The organism is Anabaena sp. CA = ATCC 33047 (assembly GCF_963870205.1).
Lineage (GTDB): Bacteria > Cyanobacteriota > Cyanobacteriia > Cyanobacteriales > Nostocaceae > Trichormus.
Genome location: NZ_CAWMSA010000035.1, coordinates 1 through 18,904 on the forward strand (window position 1 = coordinate 1; position 18,904 = coordinate 18,904).

The 18,904-nt window shown below is 40.2% G+C and carries 12 protein-coding genes; 8 read left to right on the plus strand and 4 right to left on the minus strand.

Annotation, left to right across the window (positions count from 1 at the left end; translation table 11 throughout):
• Positions 1–37 precede the first annotated feature (37 nt).
• Both lysS and AACS98_RS07550 read left to right on the plus strand, forming a co-directional pair.
• The gene (gene lysS, locus AACS98_RS07545) at positions 38–1,564 is read left to right on the plus strand and encodes a lysine--tRNA ligase (protein WP_066377856.1); all 1,527 of its coding nucleotides are present in this window, start codon (positions 38–40) and stop codon (positions 1,562–1,564) included.
• A 205-nt stretch (positions 1,565–1,769) separates the two neighbouring features.
• Positions 1,770–2,270 carry an acyl-CoA thioesterase gene (locus AACS98_RS07550; protein ID WP_066377858.1) on the plus strand — a complete coding sequence of 167 codons (501 nt, stop codon included), beginning with the start codon at positions 1,770–1,772 and terminating at the stop codon, positions 2,268–2,270.
• 77 nt (positions 2,271–2,347) lie between these two features.
• Here the strand turns inward: AACS98_RS07550 and AACS98_RS07555 are convergent, their stop codons facing one another.
• Both AACS98_RS07555 and dxr read right to left on the minus strand, forming a co-directional pair.
• A complete protein-coding gene (locus tag AACS98_RS07555; protein WP_066377865.1) occupies positions 2,348–2,545 on the minus strand; it encodes a hypothetical protein in 198 nt (65 codons plus the stop codon).
• 413 nt (positions 2,546–2,958) lie between these two features.
• Positions 2,959–4,158 carry a 1-deoxy-D-xylulose-5-phosphate reductoisomerase gene (dxr, locus tag AACS98_RS07560; protein ID WP_066377866.1) on the minus strand — a complete coding sequence of 400 codons (1,200 nt, stop codon included), beginning with the start codon at positions 4,156–4,158 and terminating at the stop codon, positions 2,959–2,961.
• Positions 4,159–4,560: 402 nt separating this feature from the next.
• Between dxr and AACS98_RS07565 the strand changes: the two genes are divergently transcribed.
• The 3 genes from AACS98_RS07565 to AACS98_RS07575 all read left to right on the plus strand — a co-directional run bounded on the left by AACS98_RS07565 (position 4,561) and on the right by AACS98_RS07575 (position 8,095).
• The gene (locus tag AACS98_RS07565) at positions 4,561–5,868 is read left to right on the plus strand and encodes a mannosyltransferase family protein (protein WP_066377867.1); all 1,308 of its coding nucleotides are present in this window, start codon (positions 4,561–4,563) and stop codon (positions 5,866–5,868) included.
• A 2-nt stretch (positions 5,869–5,870) separates the two neighbouring features.
• Entirely contained in the window at positions 5,871–6,626 is a 756-nt protein-coding gene (locus AACS98_RS07570; RefSeq protein ID WP_066378198.1) for a class I SAM-dependent methyltransferase, read from the plus strand.
• A gap of 71 nt (positions 6,627–6,697) precedes the next feature.
• Positions 6,698–8,095 (plus strand): DUF2079 domain-containing protein, encoded by a 1,398-nt coding sequence (locus AACS98_RS07575; RefSeq protein WP_066377868.1) that lies wholly within the window; start codon positions 6,698–6,700, stop codon positions 8,093–8,095.
• A 153-nt stretch (positions 8,096–8,248) separates the two neighbouring features.
• Here AACS98_RS07575 and AACS98_RS07580 read toward each other — a convergent pair whose 3' ends face one another.
• Positions 8,249–9,790, minus strand: coding sequence for an ArnT family glycosyltransferase (locus AACS98_RS07580; RefSeq protein WP_066378199.1), 1,542 nt, complete (start codon positions 9,788–9,790; stop codon positions 8,249–8,251).
• A 168-nt stretch (positions 9,791–9,958) separates the two neighbouring features.
• On the opposite strand from AACS98_RS07580, the gene AACS98_RS07585 reads away from it, so the two are divergent.
• From AACS98_RS07585 to AACS98_RS07595, 3 genes are all read left to right on the plus strand, one after another.
• A complete protein-coding gene (locus AACS98_RS07585; protein WP_066377870.1) occupies positions 9,959–10,921 on the plus strand; it encodes a glycosyltransferase family 2 protein in 963 nt (320 codons plus the stop codon).
• A gap of 71 nt (positions 10,922–10,992) precedes the next feature.
• Positions 10,993–11,361, plus strand: coding sequence for an EamA family transporter (locus AACS98_RS07590; RefSeq protein ID WP_066377872.1), 369 nt, complete (start codon positions 10,993–10,995; stop codon positions 11,359–11,361).
• A gap of 1,362 nt (positions 11,362–12,723) precedes the next feature.
• On the plus strand, positions 12,724–13,638 hold the full coding sequence (locus AACS98_RS07595; RefSeq protein ID WP_066377874.1) for a polysaccharide deacetylase family protein: 915 nt from the start codon (positions 12,724–12,726) through the stop codon (positions 13,636–13,638).
• A gap of 156 nt (positions 13,639–13,794) precedes the next feature.
• Here AACS98_RS07595 and AACS98_RS07600 read toward each other — a convergent pair whose 3' ends face one another.
• Positions 13,795–18,483, minus strand: a complete 4,689-nt coding sequence (locus AACS98_RS07600) for a glutamate synthase-related protein (protein ID WP_066377876.1) — start codon at positions 18,481–18,483, stop codon at positions 13,795–13,797.
• Positions 18,484–18,904: the final 421 nt, after the last annotated feature.

The following is an 18,904-nucleotide window of genomic DNA, read 5'->3' on the forward strand; positions in this document are numbered from 1 at the left end:
CATTTATAATTAATCTTGCCCTATTTAGTTCGTTACCATGTCGGAAGAAGATATCCGTGCCGCTAGGCTGGAGAAAGTAGAACAACTCAAGCAGCTAGGGACTAACCCCTACGCCTATCGTTGGGAATCTACCCATCATGCAGCCCAATTGCAAGAAAAATTTGCCGATTTACCCAGTGGCGAAGAAGTTGATTTAGAAGTCGCCATTGCTGGGCGCATTATGGCGCGTCGCGTTTTCGGTAAATTGGCTTTTTTCACCTTGCAGGATGAAACAGGCACAATTCAACTGTATTTGGAGAAAAATCGCATTCAGGAAAACATGGCAGAGGTTGATGCCGATGCCTTTAATCATCTCAAACAACTCACAGATGTAGGGGACATCCTGGGAGTCACAGGTACTGTCAAACGGACTGAAAAGGGCGAGTTATCGGTTTACGTCAAACAATACACCATCCTCACTAAATCCCTTCTGCCCCTACCCGACAAGTGGCATGGGTTGACGGATGTTGCCAAGCGATACCGCCAACGCTACGTGGACTTGATTGTTAACCCTGAAGTCCGGCAAACTTTTCGCCGTCGCGCCCAAATTACGGCGGGAATTCGTCGCTATTTGGAACAACGTGATTTTTTAGAAATTGAAACGCCAGTTTTACAAAGTGAAGCTGGGGGTGCTGATGCGCGTCCGTTCATCACCTACCACAACACCCTGGAAATGGAGTTGTATTTGCGAATTGCTACAGAACTCCATCTCAAACGGTTAATTGTCGGTGGTTTTGAAAAGGTGTTTGAATTGGGGCGAATTTTCCGTAATGAGGGAATTTCGACTCGACACAACCCGGAATTTACATCCATTGAAATTTACCAAGCCTACGCCGACTACAACGATATGATGGCACTCACAGAAGGTATTATTACCACTGTGGCGCAAGAAGTCCTCGGCACGCTGCAAATTACCTACCAAGGCGAAACTGTAGATTTAACACCACCTTGGCGACGGGTGACAATGCACGATTTAGTTAAAGAAGCTACTGGCTTAGATTTCAATTCTTTCCAAACCTTGGAAGAAGCCAAGGCAGCTAGTAAAAATGCCGGATTAACAGGTATAGAAGATGTACCTTCCATTGGCAAACTGTTAAATGAAGCCTTTGAACAAAAGGTAGAAGCTAACTTAATTCAGCCTACCTTTGTGATTGACTATCCTGTAGAAATTTCGCCTCTAGCTAAACCTCACCGTTCTCAGCCTAGCTTGGTGGAAAGATTTGAGTTATTTATCGTTGGGCGGGAAACTGCCAACAGTTTCTCAGAATTAACTGATCCTATCGACCAACGAGAACGCCTAGAAGCACAAGCAGCCCGCAAAGCTGCCGGTGACTTAGAGGCTCAAGGTGTAGATGAAGATTTTCTGGCTGCTTTAGAATATGGTATGCCGCCCACTGGCGGTTTAGGTATTGGTATTGATCGGTTAGTTATGTTATTAACTGATGCTGCCAGTATCCGTGATGTGATTGCTTTCCCCTTACTCAAGCCAGAAAAATCCGAATCTTCCCCAGAGTCAGAGTCTTAGTAAATAGTCGTCACCAAATTATTAAAACCTGGAGAAACTTGATATTTTAGGTTTCTACAGGTTTTTGTTTATACTATTTTATAATGTCAAGACTGACGCAACTAGCATATTATTTTAAGTTCGTAGTGAGGACTTTAGTCCTCAAAATCAGGACTAAAGTCCTTACTACAAACAATTTACCTTTTACCTACTAACAAACTTGAATATGTCTGAAGAAAAATCCAACCAAGCACAATTACCTCCAACTAATGCCATTGAACTTCCCTCTATTAATGAATTTGATACTTGGTTTACATATCCTATCAAAGTACATCCCCATCACACTGACTATGCGGGTATTGTCTGGCATGGTACTTATCTGACTTGGATGGAAGAAGCACGGGTAGAATGTTTACGCTCTATCGGTATCGAGTTTGCTGATTTGGTGGCTTTAGGCTGTGACTTGCCTGTTGTAGAACTTTCTGTACGCTATCATCGCTCCCTTCAGTTGGGTATGTCCGCCGTGCTGAAAACCCGGATGAATGAGGTTACGGGTGTCCGCATCAATTGGGATTATGCTATTGTCTCCACCGATGGACAGCAATTATTTGTGACTGCCAAAGTGACATTAGTGGCATTAGACCGGGAAAGAGGTAAAATTATGCGTCAGTTACCACCTAGTGTGAAAGATGCTTTAGCAAAGGTTTCTAATTTGCACAATAACTAAATCAAAGATATGGTTAGGGGGGCTGTGCATCGCCCCACGGTGATTGAGGATAATGCCAGATGTCAGCTACTTAATATTTACTTGCCAGTTGTAATCTGCGAGGCAGCTTGAAGTAATTGCATAATTTGTTGCCAAATATCTTGCGGTGTAATGCCAAAACCAATATTTAATAAGATGAGTATTGCCGCAATAGTCAAGGCATTGGTTACAGTTGCTTTTAATATCTTCCAAACTATGATGAAGACTATCCAAGCTAAAATTAAGGTAGGAATCATAAAGATAAATTCCTGAAATTTTCCCTTTTGTTAAGGGCATTTACGTGTAAATTGTAATTTTATTTTTCGCAAAATTACTTAAAAAATCCTCGCAAGTTGTGTTATTATTAACAATAAATGTTATTGACTTGGTGGACAATTTTAAGTAATTATTGCTTTTAGAGTATACAATCAATCGGCTGTTTATTCCTGATAAAACACAATTTTTTTAGACAAAATTACTAAAAAGTTTTTTATTTCTCCGTAGATATATAGAAAAATTATCAATAAAGAAATATGTAAGAGTGCTGAGGGTGGTGTGTTTCATGCACCATCCTCATTATGTATTTGTTCTTTCTAATACAACAGGGTGATAAATAGACAAAAAAGCTGATTTTATGGGGATGAAAACCTCTGTTTTTTGTCTGTGGCTACTAACTGCGTGCAGAAATTACACGCGAGTCAGTATTTAACTTTTTAGTAGCGGCGATCGCTTCTTGTCTTGCCCATTGATCTGCTGCCAAAATATCATCTAAGGAAGGATTGGCACAGTTATCATTTTGATGGCGATCGCACACCCATTCAATACACCGAGGAATATCTAAAAATTTGATTTTCTCATCGAGGAATAAAGCCACCGCTTGCTCATTAGCCGCATTCAACACCGCCGGCATCGAACCGCCAGCTTTACCAGCAGCATAAGCCAACCGCATACAAGGATACTTTTGATGATCTGGTTCACGGAAGGTAAGATTACCAGCTTTAACTAAATCTAGGCGTTCCCAGTCGGTGTAGATGCGCTCTGGCCAAGATAAAGCATACAATAACGGTAAGCGCATATCCGGCCAGCCTAGTTGCGCCAGTACAGAAGTATCTTGCAGTTCAATCAGCGAGTGAATAATGCTTTGGGGATGGATGACAATATCGATATCTTGGTAATCTAACCCAAACAGGAAATGTGCTTCAATCACTTCTAGACCCTTATTCATCAAAGTTGCAGAGTCTACGGTGATTTTCCGCCCCATCGACCAGTTAGGATGTTTGAGAGCATCGGCAACTGTCACCTCTGCTAATCTAGCTACATCCCAATCCCGAAAAGCACCCCCAGAAGCAGTCAGTAAAATCCGCCTCAAGCCGCCTTTTGGGACACCTTGCAGACATTGAAAAATTGCTGAATGTTCAGAGTCGGCAGGTAATAATTTTACGCCGTGTTTTTCGATTAACGGTAGAACTACGGGGCCACCAGCAATCAGAGTTTCTTTGTTGGCTAAAGCAATATCTTTACCTGCTTCAATGGCGGCGATGGTTGGGAGTAACCCAGCACAACCTACGATGCCTGTAACAACTGTTTCCGCATCACCATAGCGAGCTACTTCGATGACTCCTGCTTCACCACCTAGTAAAATAGGCTGGGGATCAAGGTCTTTGATAGCTTCTTGGAGTGCTGGCAGTTTTTCTACGGCAGAAATGGCGGCGATGCTGGGTCGAAATTGGCGAATTTGAGCAGCTAACATTTCTACATTGCTACCAGCCGCCAATCCCACAATCCGAAACTGATCTGGGTACTGAGTGACAATATCTAAAGTCTGAGTACCGATTGAGCCGGTCGAACCAATAAGAGTTATAGCTTTCACAATTGCTTAATTATTGACAGATAACTCTCACTATAAATTGCTTCGGACTCATTCAGAACAGCGATCGCCACAATAAATATACCAATATCAGCTAGAAATCGCTTATACCTAGAAATTCTGACTCATACTTATTCATCATCTAGCTGGGGTTATTTCCTATTTTTATGTAATTTTTTGTGTATTTGAATACTTGTGTGTACCCAAAAAATGTTTAGGATACTGGTTAAAATATTTGAATACTCAATGCTTGATGTCAATTTTACCAAAAAAACATAGTTATGTTAATGTTTAGTTTGCTCTGAAAAATGTGATAGACATTAGTACAAAATAACACTGTTAAATACCAACAGCATCGGCAATAACAAACAATACATGAGGGAATTTTTCAAACGACTAGAGCCTATGGACAAAGTGCAAATATTGATGACAAAAGCTGTATGGAATAATGATTTTCTCTTTCCGGTAATGATGTGGTCTTTGAGCCGGATTTTAATATGGATAAGTATTTTGTTAGTTGCGCCCCATTTACCATCATCACCCACAAACATTTTATCTAGTTGGGGTTGGGGAATGTTTGATGCTTGGGATGGTAGCCATTATCGGGCGATCGCTACCACTGGTTATCAATTCGTCAATGATGGAAAACAACACAATCTCGCCTTCTTTCCCCTGTTTCCCTTCAGTATCAGGGTATTGATGAAGTTGGGTTTATCCTTTGAAGTTGCAGGTTTGTTAATCAACAACTTGACATTTTTAGCAGCACTTTACTGTTTATACTTATGGCTAAAAAAATGCTATGGCGTGAGAGTAGCGCAGTGGGGTACTGCTGTCCTTTGTTGGTATCCCAGTTCAATGTTTACAGGAGTAATTTACACCGAAGGATTATATTTATTTTTGAGTACAGCCACATTACGGGCTTTTGATCAACAACAGTATGGCTGGATGTCACTTTGGGGTGCGTTGGCGACAGCTACACGCCCCACAGGTTTGGCGTTAATTCCAGCATTAATCATTGCAACTTGGAAGGAACGCAAACCGCCAATTGCTTACATTGCCAGTTTAGCAACTGCCACTGGCGTATTACTATTTAGTTTGTATTGTCTTATTCGTTTTCATCACCCTTTAGCTTTTATTGCTGCACAGCGAGGTTGGCGGCCTTCTTTGGGGTTTGATTGGCAAGGTTGGTTAAATATGCTGATGCAAATTGTTGTAGGTGCAAAAAACTGGCAATTTGGTTGGTTGCGTAACTCATCTGGCTTGATTAACGACCCTTGGCATCCTTTAATATTTACGATAATTGTGGGCGGAGGCTTTTGTTTATGGCACTTCCGTAAATATATGCACTCAGCAAAGATAGTCTACGGATTTTACACTTTAGTTTTATTGTTGTTGCTGTTAATAGAAGAACACTTGATTAATCACCTGCTCAATGCTTTTATGGTCTTGGCTGGCGGTTATGTATTATGGTATGTTCGAGCAAAACTCACACCAGTAACTTTCTTTTATGGCTTGTGCGGGATTGGTTTGTTGTTAGCTTCTGGCGGAACAATATCTTTAAGTCGCCTTGCCTATGGTATCGTACCTTTGAATGTAGCCATAGGTGTATTATTGTCTCGCTATCCGCGTTTAGGATATTTCACCTTTGGTGTATTTGTGATATTAATGACTAGGCTAGCTGTAGGATTTGCTCAAGAACAATGGGTAGGTTAGAAATGGACAAAGAGTTATACCTACAGTTTGCAAAAGTAGAAGATAGTCATTGGTGGTTTGTCGGTCGTCGTCTAATTGTAGATAAAATTATTCGGCAACTAAATTTAGCAAAAAACTCTCATATTCTAGAAGCAGGTTGTGGCACAGGTGGCAATTTAGTTATGCTATCTCGTCACGGTCAAATTTCTGCTATGGAATTAGATAAAATGGCTTGTCAAATTGCTAATCAGAGACAAGTCACACAAGTAAAATTAGGTAGCCTACCTGATAAAATTCCTTTCACTGATGATTATGATTTGATTGTAATTCTCGATGTTTTAGAACACATTGATGATGATTTAGCAGCACTAAAAGCATTATATGCCAGGTTAAAACCAGGGGGTTTGTTATTAATTACAGTCCCCGCATATCAGTTTTTATGGAGTCGCCACGACGAAATAAATCATCATAAACGTCGCTATATTTTGAGGAGTTTAAAACACATCGTCAAGTTAGCTGGCTACAGTGTACATTACAGTAGCTACTTTAATATCTTTTTGTTTCCTGTTGTGGCAACTGTGCGTTTATTGCGGAATTGGTTACGTCTGGAAAGTTCTGAGGATGCTAGCAGTGACTTAAAATTACCTACTAAACCTATAAACCAATTTTTAACATTTTTATTTGCCAGTGAACGTTATTTGATGGGTCGCTTTGGTTTACCGTTTGGTGTCTCTATTTTATTGGTGGCACAAAAAACTTTGCCAAGTCATGAAAGATAATTGAGAAAATACACGATTGTATGTATAAAATCAATTAGAAAATCAGAATAAACAAATTAGTGAAAAATAATATGACAAAAAAACTTAATCACCCCAATGTGATCAATTGGATGATTGGGGTGAGTGCTTTGATTTTATTTGTCTGTAGTAGTTTACGACATATACTGTTTTATTCTACTGCTTTTGATTTAGGAATATTTGATCAAGGAACTTATTTAATTAGTCAAGGACAGCCGCCTATTTCTTCCTTTACGAATTACCATATTTTGGCAGACCATGCAGCATGGATATGGTATCCTCTAGCTATTTTATATAAAATCTACCCTAGTGTTTATTGGCTATTAGCTATACAAGCCATAGCTTTAGCTATAGGTGCTTTGCCAACATGGTATTTAGCTATGCAAGCTGGACTTAAACAGAGTCAAGCGATCGCTGTGGCGGTAGTATATCTGTTATATCCCTTAGTCTTTAATGTTAATTTGTTTGATTTTCATCCAGAAGTCATTGCTTTACCTGCATTCTTAACAGCAGTGTTGATGGCTCGTAGTGGTAATCTTTGGTGGTTTTGTGGCTGTATCTTCCTCGTGTTGGGATGCAAGGCGATATTATCCCTGACGGTTGCTGCTTTGGGGGTGTGGTTACTTGTTTTTGAAAAACGACGCTTATGTGGTGCGATCGCTCTTATTAGTGGTATTGCTTGGTATATTATTGCTAATAAATGGATAATTCCTGTAATCGGTGGTGAAGCCGCAACTATAGAACGTTATGCTTCACGATTCAGCTATTTAGGAAACTCCCTCACCGAAATAACTAAAAATATAATTTTACAACCAGGAATTGTTTTAAAAAATCTGTTCTCATTAGACAATATAGGCTACTTATTGCTACTATTTGCACCTGTAGCCTGGGGAATTTCACCCCAAGGAATGACTCCTTTAGTAAGTGCTATACCCTGTTTAGCCATCAACTTACTCTCAGACTATCAACTACAAAAAGACTTATTACATCAATATTCTTTACCAATTTTACCTTTTTTATTGTTAACTGTAATTAATAATTTAGCAGCAGGTCGGGTATTCCTAAAAACTAAAAGAGCAATTATATTATGGTCATTGGTGACATTTTTGTGTCTAGCAAAGTTTACCTATTTTGGAGGTAAATATTTACAATCGTTAGATACTTGGCAAGCTACACACTCAGCTATCAATCTCGTACAAACATCAGGTAGCGTTTTAACTACAGATGAAATTGCTACTCATTTAAGCCAGAGAAAAATCATTGAGTTAATAAATCCGGCTGTTCCTAACGTGGAGTTAGACAAGTTTAGTTATATATTGCTAAGTATTCGCAACCCTGGTTTATCAAATAATCAAGAGTTTGTAGCTAACCTGGTTAATAAGTTGGAAAATCATCAAGCTTTTAATTTGCAATATCAGCGTGATGATGTATATCTATTTGTGAGAAAATAAATCTCAAAAACTAATACCAATTATCTATGAAGTTGCATAAAATAAATAATGTAGAGACTAAGCATGGCTAGTCTCTACATTACAGAATAAAGTGCATCTATGGCTACGCCACGCAAGCTATATGAAGAAACGGTATCACCAATATATTCTTATTTATTGATGGATTAATATCAAGCCTTCTGCCTCTCCTAAAGATTGATTAATCGGAAGATTTAATTGTTGTAATGATGTAGAATCTAACAGTAGATAAGATTTATTTAACCACATTTGTTGTAAAACAGGTATGCTTGCAGGTATGACTTGGCAATCGCCATAAAAATCTAAACTAGGACGACTATAAGCAATAGAACTATAAATTTTAGTTCCTGGGGAAACATGGGCGCGGATTAATTCCGCTACGGGTTTGACTGGGAAGTTTTCGTTTAATTCCCAAATCCAAGATTGGGAACTCATTAGTAAAATTAAAACTACATACATCCCAGAAAATAACACAGGAATAAAACGGCGATCGCGCTTGTTAACTAACCATGCTACAATCCCCATACTCACAGCTAAAACCATACTCATGGCAATTAGCACAGGCTGGGGATCACTCGTAGCAAAGTAAACGCCTCCTCCTAAACCTGCAATCGCAAAAACTATAAATAATCCTGTCAAAATTCTCGGTTGAAAATAACCATGCTGCCAAATATCCGCTAGTTTAGCACCAATGGCTAAGGCTAAAAATGGATATATAGGCATCACATACCAAGGTAACTTGGTTTTCATCACGGAAATAGTCACTAAATATATAATTGTCCCGACAAGCACCAAGCAACCCCAAGTAGTCTGTCGTTTTTTCCACGCTAGATATAACCCCCCTGGCAAAAATAACAGCCAGGGAAAACCATATTTCAAGATTTCGATTAAATAGTACCAAGGTGCGCCGCTATTACCCTCAACAGGTTCTATCAAACGGTTAAAAGTTTGTGATTGTAAATTGATTTGTAAAAAGCTGTCGCCATAATGTAACCATTGTGCCACATACCAAGCGATCGCCGGAGCATTTCCTAAACACATCCCCACCCATAAATAGGGATTTCTCAATAAATTCAATTGTCTATTTACTAAGACGAATAAACCAGCAATTCCCCCCAACAATAAAACTATCATTCCCTTAGTCAGAGCAATTAAACCCAAGCCAAACCCCACACCCAAAGCATAGCGTTGGTGATGACGCGCTTTCAGTAAACACCAAAGCACCACTAAGAAAAAAGTCATCAGCGAACCATCTAACATTGCTAGTCTGCCGTGACGCACTACAGGCAACATGGTTAAATAAACTAACGCCGCAAATAAGGCTGGTAAACTGCTGTTAAAAGATAATCTTCCTACCAAGAACAGTAAAGGTACACCCAAAGCTGTTAATATCGCACTAGGTAAACGTGTTGTCAATTCATTAACACCAGCAAGTGAGTAAGTCCCAGCAATTAATAAGTGTATTAAAGGTGGCTTGTTATGATAAGGTTCACCAGCTAAAGTAGGATACAGCCAACGCATTGAGCCAAGTGGGGAACGCCAAATATCACGCGCCACTTGTGCAATAGTACCTTCGTCCCAATCTCTTAAAGGAGAGTTGCCCAAAAATATCAGCCATAGTAGTAAAGACAACCCTAATAAGCTCAGTATCCATTCTCTGTCTTTGACTAGACGCATAGTGTGAAAATTTAAATAAATTGGCATTAACAAGACTTACTCAATAACACAAGAAACGCTATATAATTTTTTTTATTCATTTGCACATCAGGAAATTATTTTTAATTGTGCAGTTAATTTGAAAATATAACAATTTATATCAATTTTACATTTATATAGACAAACCCTGTGGAGCAGCCAATTTACTCTTTAGTAATACCCATTTATAACGAAGCAGAAAATATTACTGAAATGTATCGCCGTTTGACTCATGTTATGGCACAGTTAGATGGCGAAGTAGAATTAATTTTGATTGATGATGGTAGTAGCGATCGCTCTTTAAATGCCATCCGCGAACTACACCATCATGATAGTCGGGTACGTTATTTAAGTTTGGCTCGCAATTTTGGACATCAAATTGCCGTCACAGCCGGCTTGAATTTTGTGCAAGGTAAATGCGTCATCGTGATGGATGCTGATTTGCAAGATCCTCCAGAGTTAATTTTAAAGATGATTGCTAAGTGGCAACAAGGCTATCAAGTAGTATATGCTCAACGTTTATCTCGCAAAAAGGAAAGTTGGCTAAAACGCTTAACTGCCTATATTTTTTATCGATTTCTGCGGCTGATGGCTAATGTGGATATACCTGCTGACACAGGAGACTTCTGTGCAATGGATAGGCAAGTAGTAGATATCCTCAACACTATGCCGGAACGGAATCGTTATATTCGTGGCTTACGGGCTTGGGTAGGTTTCCGTCAAACTGCGATTACTTTTGAACGAGAACCTCGCTTTGCTGGCAAAGTTAAGTACACTTTTGGCAAGTCTTGGGCTTTAGCTGTGGATGGCATAATTGCTTTTTCTACGATACCTTTAAAAATCTCAACTTATCTAGGTTTACTATCAGCAGGTATCGCCTTGTTAATGATAATATTAGTTTTATATTGGCGATTGCTTGACCCATCTTCGCCATTGATAGGCTTTACTTTAATTACAGTTGCAATGTTTTTTATGGGTTCGGTACAGCTAATTTCTATTGGTATTTTAGGTGAGTATATTGGACGGATTTATGAAGAAGTCAAAGGTCGCCCTATCTACACTTTAAAAGAAACTGGCGGTTTGATGAAAGTTTCAGAAGTATCGCCAAAATAATATTTCGTCAGAGGTTGAAAATTTAATTTCCTGAAAACTTAGTCTTTTTATTAAATCAAAAAGGTAATTTTGTGACTCCACAAGAATTTAGTTTATTGTTAATATCAGTGCTGATTAGTGTAGCCGGACAGTTTTTTTTAAAAATAGGAGCGTTGAAATTAGGCAAAGTTCATATAGAAAATGCTATTACTCACATTCTGAGTATTATAACTACCCCTGAATTATTAATCGGATTAAGCTGTTATGCTTTAGGTGCTATAGCCTATATTTTGCTGTTAACTAGAGTTAATCTGAGCGTTGCCGGGCCATCTATCTCAATAGGTTATGTTTTTTCTGTGTTAATAGGTTACTTCATTTTGAAAGAACCTATTTATCCCACCCGTTTAATAGGTTTAGGTTTGATTGTGGTGGGAGTGATATTAGTCGTTTGGCGAAAATAAACTTAACTGTGCCAACTGGTGCTAAAATTATCTCTTACATATTGCGTGTGATTTGCTTAACTGAGACTTGAGACTCAACTTGAGCGATCGCTCAACCACTGAACTGATTCTGATATTGAAGAAATACGAATTTTATTGAAATGTTTTTATACTTACATACCTGATAGCAGTAATTACTTATAAATTTAAAGTAATAGATAATACAAAAGTTCAAATTGAATCTGTTAATTGTGGAATCATTCAATGCACATACCCAAAAATTTAAGTTTATAGTTAATTTCCGTAAAAATACTGTAAACACATATATTAAATTTTCATATTAATAATATAATAGCCTACATTGATTTGAGACTTCATCAATATCAAGTGTTAAGCTGTGGTTAATTCATCTCGGAAATATCTAGTACAGCACGGCGAGAATAAAGCTAAAAGTGCCAATAGTTAAACCGCCCAATCACATACTATCAGTATTGTAAGTTTTAACTACCACGTAGCGGTACTATGGTGACAAGCGAAATTCAGCCTTTCATAACATAGTTTTATGCTCAGGATTGAAAGAGTATATGACTTAACTAATCACAGACACTTGTTCATGAGAAACTATCCTGAGCAGAGTGTCGTCTATGTGCTGGATATTAGGCAAAGGCTGGTATTTAGCGGCTCAAAATTTAATTTTTTCTTTCCAAGGTAACAATGGGAGTCAGCATTAGAATATGTATGTTCAAGTTGAAAATTGACAGTTTTCTGCCACTTCTGGTAGACAAACTACCGCAATCAATAATTGTATGGAACATTTTTTGTAGCAACTCCCATCATAGATGAGGTTAATTTATCTGAGCAAGAGTTACACAAAATATTAGTTTTAATGCTACAGTGAATCACATTATTGTGATGTCCTGATAGCTAGATATCAAAGGTAAAAACTAGAATATTATCTGATTTGGATCAGTATAGTTAATATTCCATACTGTTGTTTTCTATAAATGCTATAGAAATAAAGCAGTTGACTGGTGAGTTCAGCACAAAAATTAAGTCTCATACCCAGATACATAGCAGGTTTTACTGCTAATTAATTGACTGTAAAGGCTTCGCCAAACTAACTTTCTGAAGAAAGTGGGAGAGGGCTTTTAGCCTACCCTAGTGGCTTTGCTGTGGTTAAGCATCCACAATTACTATCCTCTAGCTGAAAGTTCAATCTATAACACCTATGAACTCAAATTTTCTAATTAATTTCTGTAAATCAGTCGGCCTAATTTCAGGATTAACCGAAATTGCCTAGGTATATAAATTATCCAATGTTCCATCTTGGGAATATCATCATCAAACAGTGACTAATAAAACTTAACTCAAAGGAGCTATGAAGTGGAAAATAATAAGTCGTGGGTGTGGCCTCAAGGAATATTAGTTGTGCTGTTTGCTTTAAGTGCTAGTTTGAGTGTTGGTTTAATGATGTTAATCAAACCAAATACTTCAGATGCTCAGAGTAGACAAAGTATAAATGTTTCTAATGTTGCTAATGCAGCGCAAGGAGGTACGCAGAAGCGCATTGAAGGATTAAAAACCACAATGCTCAACAGTTGGCAGCAAGAAGCACAAGTTAAAGGTTTATCTTATGCTTTACCGCCACGCTTTCAAGGTGCAACCATTAAATCAGCACAACTGGGCGCAGATAAAAAAGTGATTGCGCTGACTTTTGATGATGGCCCTTGGCCTGAAACTACAGCACAAGTATTAGATATTCTTAAAGAAAATAATGTTAAAGCTACCTTTTTCGTCGTTGGACGCAATGTTAAAAACTTTCCAGATATACTTAAGCGAGTAGTTGCAGAAGGTCACGTCATTGGCAACCATACATGGCATCATTGGTATCATTTCATGAATCCCAAGGTAGCTGCTTACGAAATTGAGAATACAAGCAACATAATTTACAGCGTTGCTGGTGTGAAAACAAATTTGTTTCGGCCACCCGGAGGTATGATGCACAATGGGTTGGTGGCTCATGCTAGAAATAAAAAATACGGCATTATTATGTGGTCATCTGACTCAATTGACTATTCCCGTCCAGGTGTACCAAGGTTAGTCAACAATGTCTTCAGACAAGCAAAATCTGGCGGGATCGTACTCTTACATGATGGTGGTGGTAATCGCTCCCAAACTGTACAAGCATTACCAGAAATCATTGCTAAATTTCGCAGTCAAGGTTATAGCTTTGTCACTGTTCCAGAACTTTTAGAAATGCAAGAGCAACACCAAAAGTTAATTGCTAATAAAAAGTAATCATCCGATTGAACAATTAAGTAGCTCAACTTAAAAAACATAATACTCAGATCCCCGACTTCTTTAAGAAGTCGGGGATCTATAACGAATTGAAAAACTCCTCTCTAAACCTCTCCCCTAAAAGGAGAGAGGCTTGAAAAGACTAATGACTAATCACTAAACTGAACTCAGATGTTTTTCTAGTACAGCTTGGGGATTTGTCTCTGGACTTTCAGCTTCAGAAGGTGGTACTAATTGCCAGAATTGAGGTAAGTAATCTTGCCAATTTTGCAAGATGTGTTTAGCTTTGGCTGAACCAGTACGTTCTGCATGGGCTGTGATTAAATCGTGTAACTGTTTCTCTCCGGCTGGTGTAATTACCCGTTGGATTTTCACAATTTCACGGTTCACTAACTCAGGTAAAGAGCCATCTTCATCTAAGAAGTAAGCTAGTCCACCAGTCATCCCCGCCGCTACGTTGCGTCCTACTTTACCCAGTACGACAATTGTGCCACCAGTCATGTACTCACAGCAGTGATCCCCAGTACCTTCAATCACCGCTACACCTTTAGAGTTTCGCACCGCAAAGCGTTCTCCGCCTAAACCATTGACAAATAACACCCCACCTGTAGCACCGTAAAGGCAAGTGTTACCAACTATGACGTTTTGTGATGGGTCAAATTTAGCATCTGCTGGTGGTTTAATAATAATTTCTCCACCGTGCATCCCTTTTCCTACGTAGTCGTTGGCTTCTCCTTCTAGGGTGAGAATGATTCCAGGCAGGTTAAAAGCTCCAAAACTTTGTCCTACACTACCTGTAAAGTTGAGGTTAATTTGTCCCTCAAAACCACTATCACCGTATTGAGAAGCGATCGCACCCGCTAATCTCGCGCCCACTGTTCTATCAGTATTGACTATAGCTAAACTCTTAGCCACAGTTGATTGATTACGAATAGCGGCTTGAATTTCTGCGTCAGCCAGCAGTTGATCATCTACAACTGGCCCGTTGCTATGCACTTCTTCATGCAACAACCAGCTACGGTTAGTTTTTGTATCTGGTAGTTGCAGTAAGCAATCCAGGTTAATTGTTTGGGTTTTGGTGATGCGTGCGTCTTGTCTGGCTTGCAGGATATCACCACGCCCAACAATTTCCGACAAAGAACGATAGCCGAGTTTTGCTAGCAGACTCCGCACTTCTTCCGCAATGAAGTAGAAGAAGTTAACCACGTGTTCGGGGATACCTGTAAACCGCTTGCGTAGTTCTTCTTTTTGGGAAGCAACACCGACGGGACAGTTGTTAGTGTGGCAAATTCTCGCCATGATACAACCTTCAGCAATCATGGCGATAGAACCGAAGCCGAATTCTTCTGCACCCATCAATGCACCGATGACTACATCCCAACCACTCTTGAGACCGCCATCTACACGCAAAATCACGCGATCGCGCAAGCCATTTTCCATCAGCACACGATGCACTTCGGTTAAACCCAATTCCCAAGGTGAACCCGCGTGTTTAATCGATGACAGTGGTGATGCACCTGTACCACCATCATGGCCAGAAATTTGGATAATATCCGCATTGGCTTTAGCTACACCAGCAGCAATTGTGCCAATTCCCACTTCTGCCACTAACTTGACTGATACTTGGGCTTTGGGGTTAATTTGATGCAGGTCAAAAATTAACTGTGCCAAGTCTTCAATCGAGTAGATGTCATGGTGTGGTGGGGGAGAAATCAAGGTAACACCGGGTTTGGAACGTCTTAACATCGCAATGTAAGGACTTACCTTCGCCCCTGGTAGTTGTCCGCCTTCCCCTGGTTTTGCACCTTGGGCAATTTTGATTTCGATTTGTTTGGCACTGGCTAAATATCCAGGTGTGACACCAAACCGTCCTGATGCAACTTGTTTAATGGCACTGGAAGCTGTATCACCATTCCGCAAACCGCCCAGGTGGGGAAGGGTGGGGGAGTGTCCCGACTCATCCACATCATTGAGGACTTTATAACGGACTGGATCTTCGCCACCTTCTCCAGAGTTAGATTTACCACCTAAACGGTTCATGGCGATCGCCAATACTTCATGGGCTTCCCGTGACAATGCACCCAAGGACATCCCCCCAGTACAGAAGCGTTTGACAATATCACTTACTGACTCTACTTCTTCTACGGGAATTGATGGGCGATCGCTTTGTAAATCTAGCAAGTCCCGTAACGCCGTTGCGGGTCTACCTTGAAGATACTGCTTGTAAACTTCGTAGTGGTCGTATTTCTTGCCATCAACAGCTTTATGTAGTGCTTTCGCCAATTCTGGGCTGTTCATGTGGTACTCACCACCAGGACGGTAGTTGTAGAACCCTAAGTTTTCTAACTTCTTAATCGTCAGTTCTGGGAATGCCTTACTATGGAAGGTTAAAATTTCTTGGGCTAAGTCGCTGACACTCAACCCACCAATGCGGGAAGCTGTCCCCCGGAAACCCAGTTGTAATAAATCCCCACCAATACCAATTGCTTCAAAGATTTGCGCCGCTTGATAGCTAGGCAGCAGGGAAATTCCCATCTTGGAGAGAATTTTCAACAGACCCGAATTTACAGCTTTGCGATAGTTAGCTATAGCTTCCTCTAAGGTGAGGGTTTTAATTTTACCCCGTTCCATAAAGCTTTGGGTTTTCGGCTCAAACCACCAATCGCGCACGGTTTCCAAAGCCATGTAAGGACACACAGCACCCGCCCCATAGCCTAACAAACAAGCAAAGTGATGGGTACTCCAGCACTGGGCGGTATCCACAACCAGGGATGTTTTCATCCGCAAACCCTGACTAATCAGGTAATGATGCACCGCACCCACCGCTAACAAAGGCGGAATATAGCTGTATTCGCTGCTGATGCCGCCGTTGGTTCTATCGCTTAAAATTAAAATCTTTGCCCCTGCGCGGACTGACTCAGCCGCTTGTTGTTGTAGGGCTGCAACTGCTTTTTGTAACCCTTCTGGGCCGTTGGCGATCGCAAACAGCGTTGATAATTCCGCCGTACCCAATCCTGACAGCTTAATAGCATCTAATTCTGATTCTGTCAATACTGGCGAATCTAGTTTTAGCCTTTTCGCGTATTCTGCCTTGGGTTCTAATAAGTTACCTCTTTCACCCAACTCCACTTTTAACGACATCACCAATTTTTCCCGCAGGGGGTCAATTGCAGGGTTAGTGACTTGAGCAAACCGTTGTTTGAAATAGTCATACAACAAGTGGGGTTTGTCAGACAGCACCGCCAAAGGAATATCATCCCCCATGCAGAACGTTGGTTCTGCACCGTTGCTAGCCATTGGTTGAATCACCATGTCTACATCTTCGGTGGTGTAACCAAAAGCTAGTTGCTGACGCAATAAGCTTTGTTTGTCAATGGTATTAGTTGGCTGTGTTTCGTTCTCTGCTACTCGATGACCATTACCATTACCGTTAATATTAGCTGCTGGGCTGTCAAGCAATTGTTGCAAATCTTGACGATACTGTTTTAACCATGCGCCGTAAGGGTGCTGCTTGGCAATACGCTGTTTAATTTCCCAGTTCTTCAGTACCTCATGGTTGACTAAATCCACAGCAATCATTTGCCCAGGGCCGAGTCTACCTTTCTCGATAATATCGGCTTCTGGGATATTCACTACACCAGCCTCAGAAGCGACCACAATATAGTCATCTTTGGTTATCAGGTAACGAGCCGGTCTTAAGCCGTTGCGGTCTAAGGTTGCGCCGACTTTTTTACCATCACTAAATACTAACAGTGCTGGGCCGTCCCATGCTTCTTGTAGACCACTGTAATATTCGTAAAAATCGACAATTTCGGGATATTGGCGCAAAGATGGTTGATTTTGGTAAGCCTCTGGTACCATCATCATCAATGCTTCTTCTGGGGTTCTGCCAGAACGCACTAATAACTCCAGCACATTATCCAAGCTGGCAGAGTCACTACTGTTAATATTGACAACAGGCTTGAGTTCTTCCAGGCGATTTTCCCAAATTGGATGATTAAGGCTCGCTTCTCTGGCCATCATCCAATTAATGTTACCCAACAAGGTGTTAATTTCGCCGTTATGTCCTAACAGTCGCATTGGTTGCGCTAAAGGCCATTTCGGCATGGTATTCGTACTAAAGCGGCGATGATAGACAGCAAACGCACTCTTATACGCCGAATTTTGTAAATCTTGATAAAATTCACCCAAAACTGCGGAACGCACCATGCCTTTATAGACAATTGTGCGGCTGGATAGGGAACAGATGTAAAATTCCTCAGAGATATTTTTCGCAGCTTTAACTATGCGGCGACGGGTAATATACAGTTCCCTTTCTAAGTCATCACCAGTTTTATCAGATGCTAATAAAACCTGCTCGATTTGGGGTTGATTTTCTCGTGCTTGTACCCCCAGAGTGTCTGGTTTTACTGGTACTACTCGCCAGCCCAGTACCGTTAATTTTTCTTCAGTGGCTACTTGCTCAACAATTGCTTTAGCTGTTTTTGCAACTTCAGGGTCTTGTGGCAAAAAGAGCATCCCGACTGCTATATTGCTAGTGGATGAAAAGTCTATCTGTCTAAAGGTAGATTCTTGCTGTAATAACTCCCAAGGAATTGCAGTCAAAATCCCCGCACCATCACCAGAGTCTTGGTCTGCACTGCAACCGCCTCGGTGTTCTAAACAAGTCAAAGCAGCTAAAGCTTTTGCCACAATTTCATGGCTGGGATGATTTTGACGATGAGCAATAAAACCTACACCACAGGCATCTCGTTCCTCTACTAACCACCTTTGCCCCTGGTAGGTATCTCTTGAGTTCATTTTCGCTGTGATTTCTGGGTTTTGATTCATCGATTTATCAGTCATAGCCTGTTCCTGAGATCCTGAGTCACTTTCGCCACTGAATTTGTGAGCAAATTTTTGCAATTTCGTCCTATGTAGATACACAAATCGCCAAAATTTAGGGAAAAAAAATTTTAACTTCGGCGTTCAAAATCGCCCTCGTTAAAATGTTTACGTTATTGCTTATGTATTTATCCTGTTGTTTGACAAAATACCTTTGCCTGACAGCCTTTTATTTATATCGTGAATCTGTGTACCTTCTCAATTTCTTTGTTACAGATTAAATATATTTTTTGCTCAGGCTACATTATCTGGTGACGAGGAACAAAAAACCAGATTAATGCTTCACAGTATTCCAAACTCATTAATCCTGATTTCATCGCAAAATCAGCGTATTACACTATATGCCCATTTGACATTTCCTAATTCTTGTTTGTTAGGGTTG

Bases quoted from the DNA above. Each gene is read 5' to 3' on its own strand.
- AACS98_RS07600 (WP_066377876.1), bottom strand. From the start codon at position 18,483: ATGACTGATAAATCGATGAATCAAAACCCAGAAATCACAGCGAAAATG.
- AACS98_RS07570 (WP_066378198.1), top strand. From the start codon at position 5,871: ATGGACAAAGAGTTATACCTACAGTTTGCAAAAGTAGAAGATAGTCAT.
- AACS98_RS07555 (WP_066377865.1), bottom strand. From the start codon at position 2,545: ATGATTCCTACCTTAATTTTAGCTTGGATAGTCTTCATCATAGTTTGG.
- lysS (WP_066377856.1), top strand. From the start codon at position 38: ATGTCGGAAGAAGATATCCGTGCCGCTAGGCTGGAGAAAGTAGAACAA.
- AACS98_RS07580 (WP_066378199.1), bottom strand. From the start codon at position 9,790: ATGCGTCTAGTCAAAGACAGAGAATGGATACTGAGCTTATTAGGGTTG.
- AACS98_RS07565 (WP_066377867.1), top strand. From the start codon at position 4,561: ATGGACAAAGTGCAAATATTGATGACAAAAGCTGTATGGAATAATGAT.
- AACS98_RS07550 (WP_066377858.1), top strand. From the start codon at position 1,770: ATGTCTGAAGAAAAATCCAACCAAGCACAATTACCTCCAACTAATGCC.
- AACS98_RS07575 (WP_066377868.1), top strand. From the start codon at position 6,698: ATGACAAAAAAACTTAATCACCCCAATGTGATCAATTGGATGATTGGG.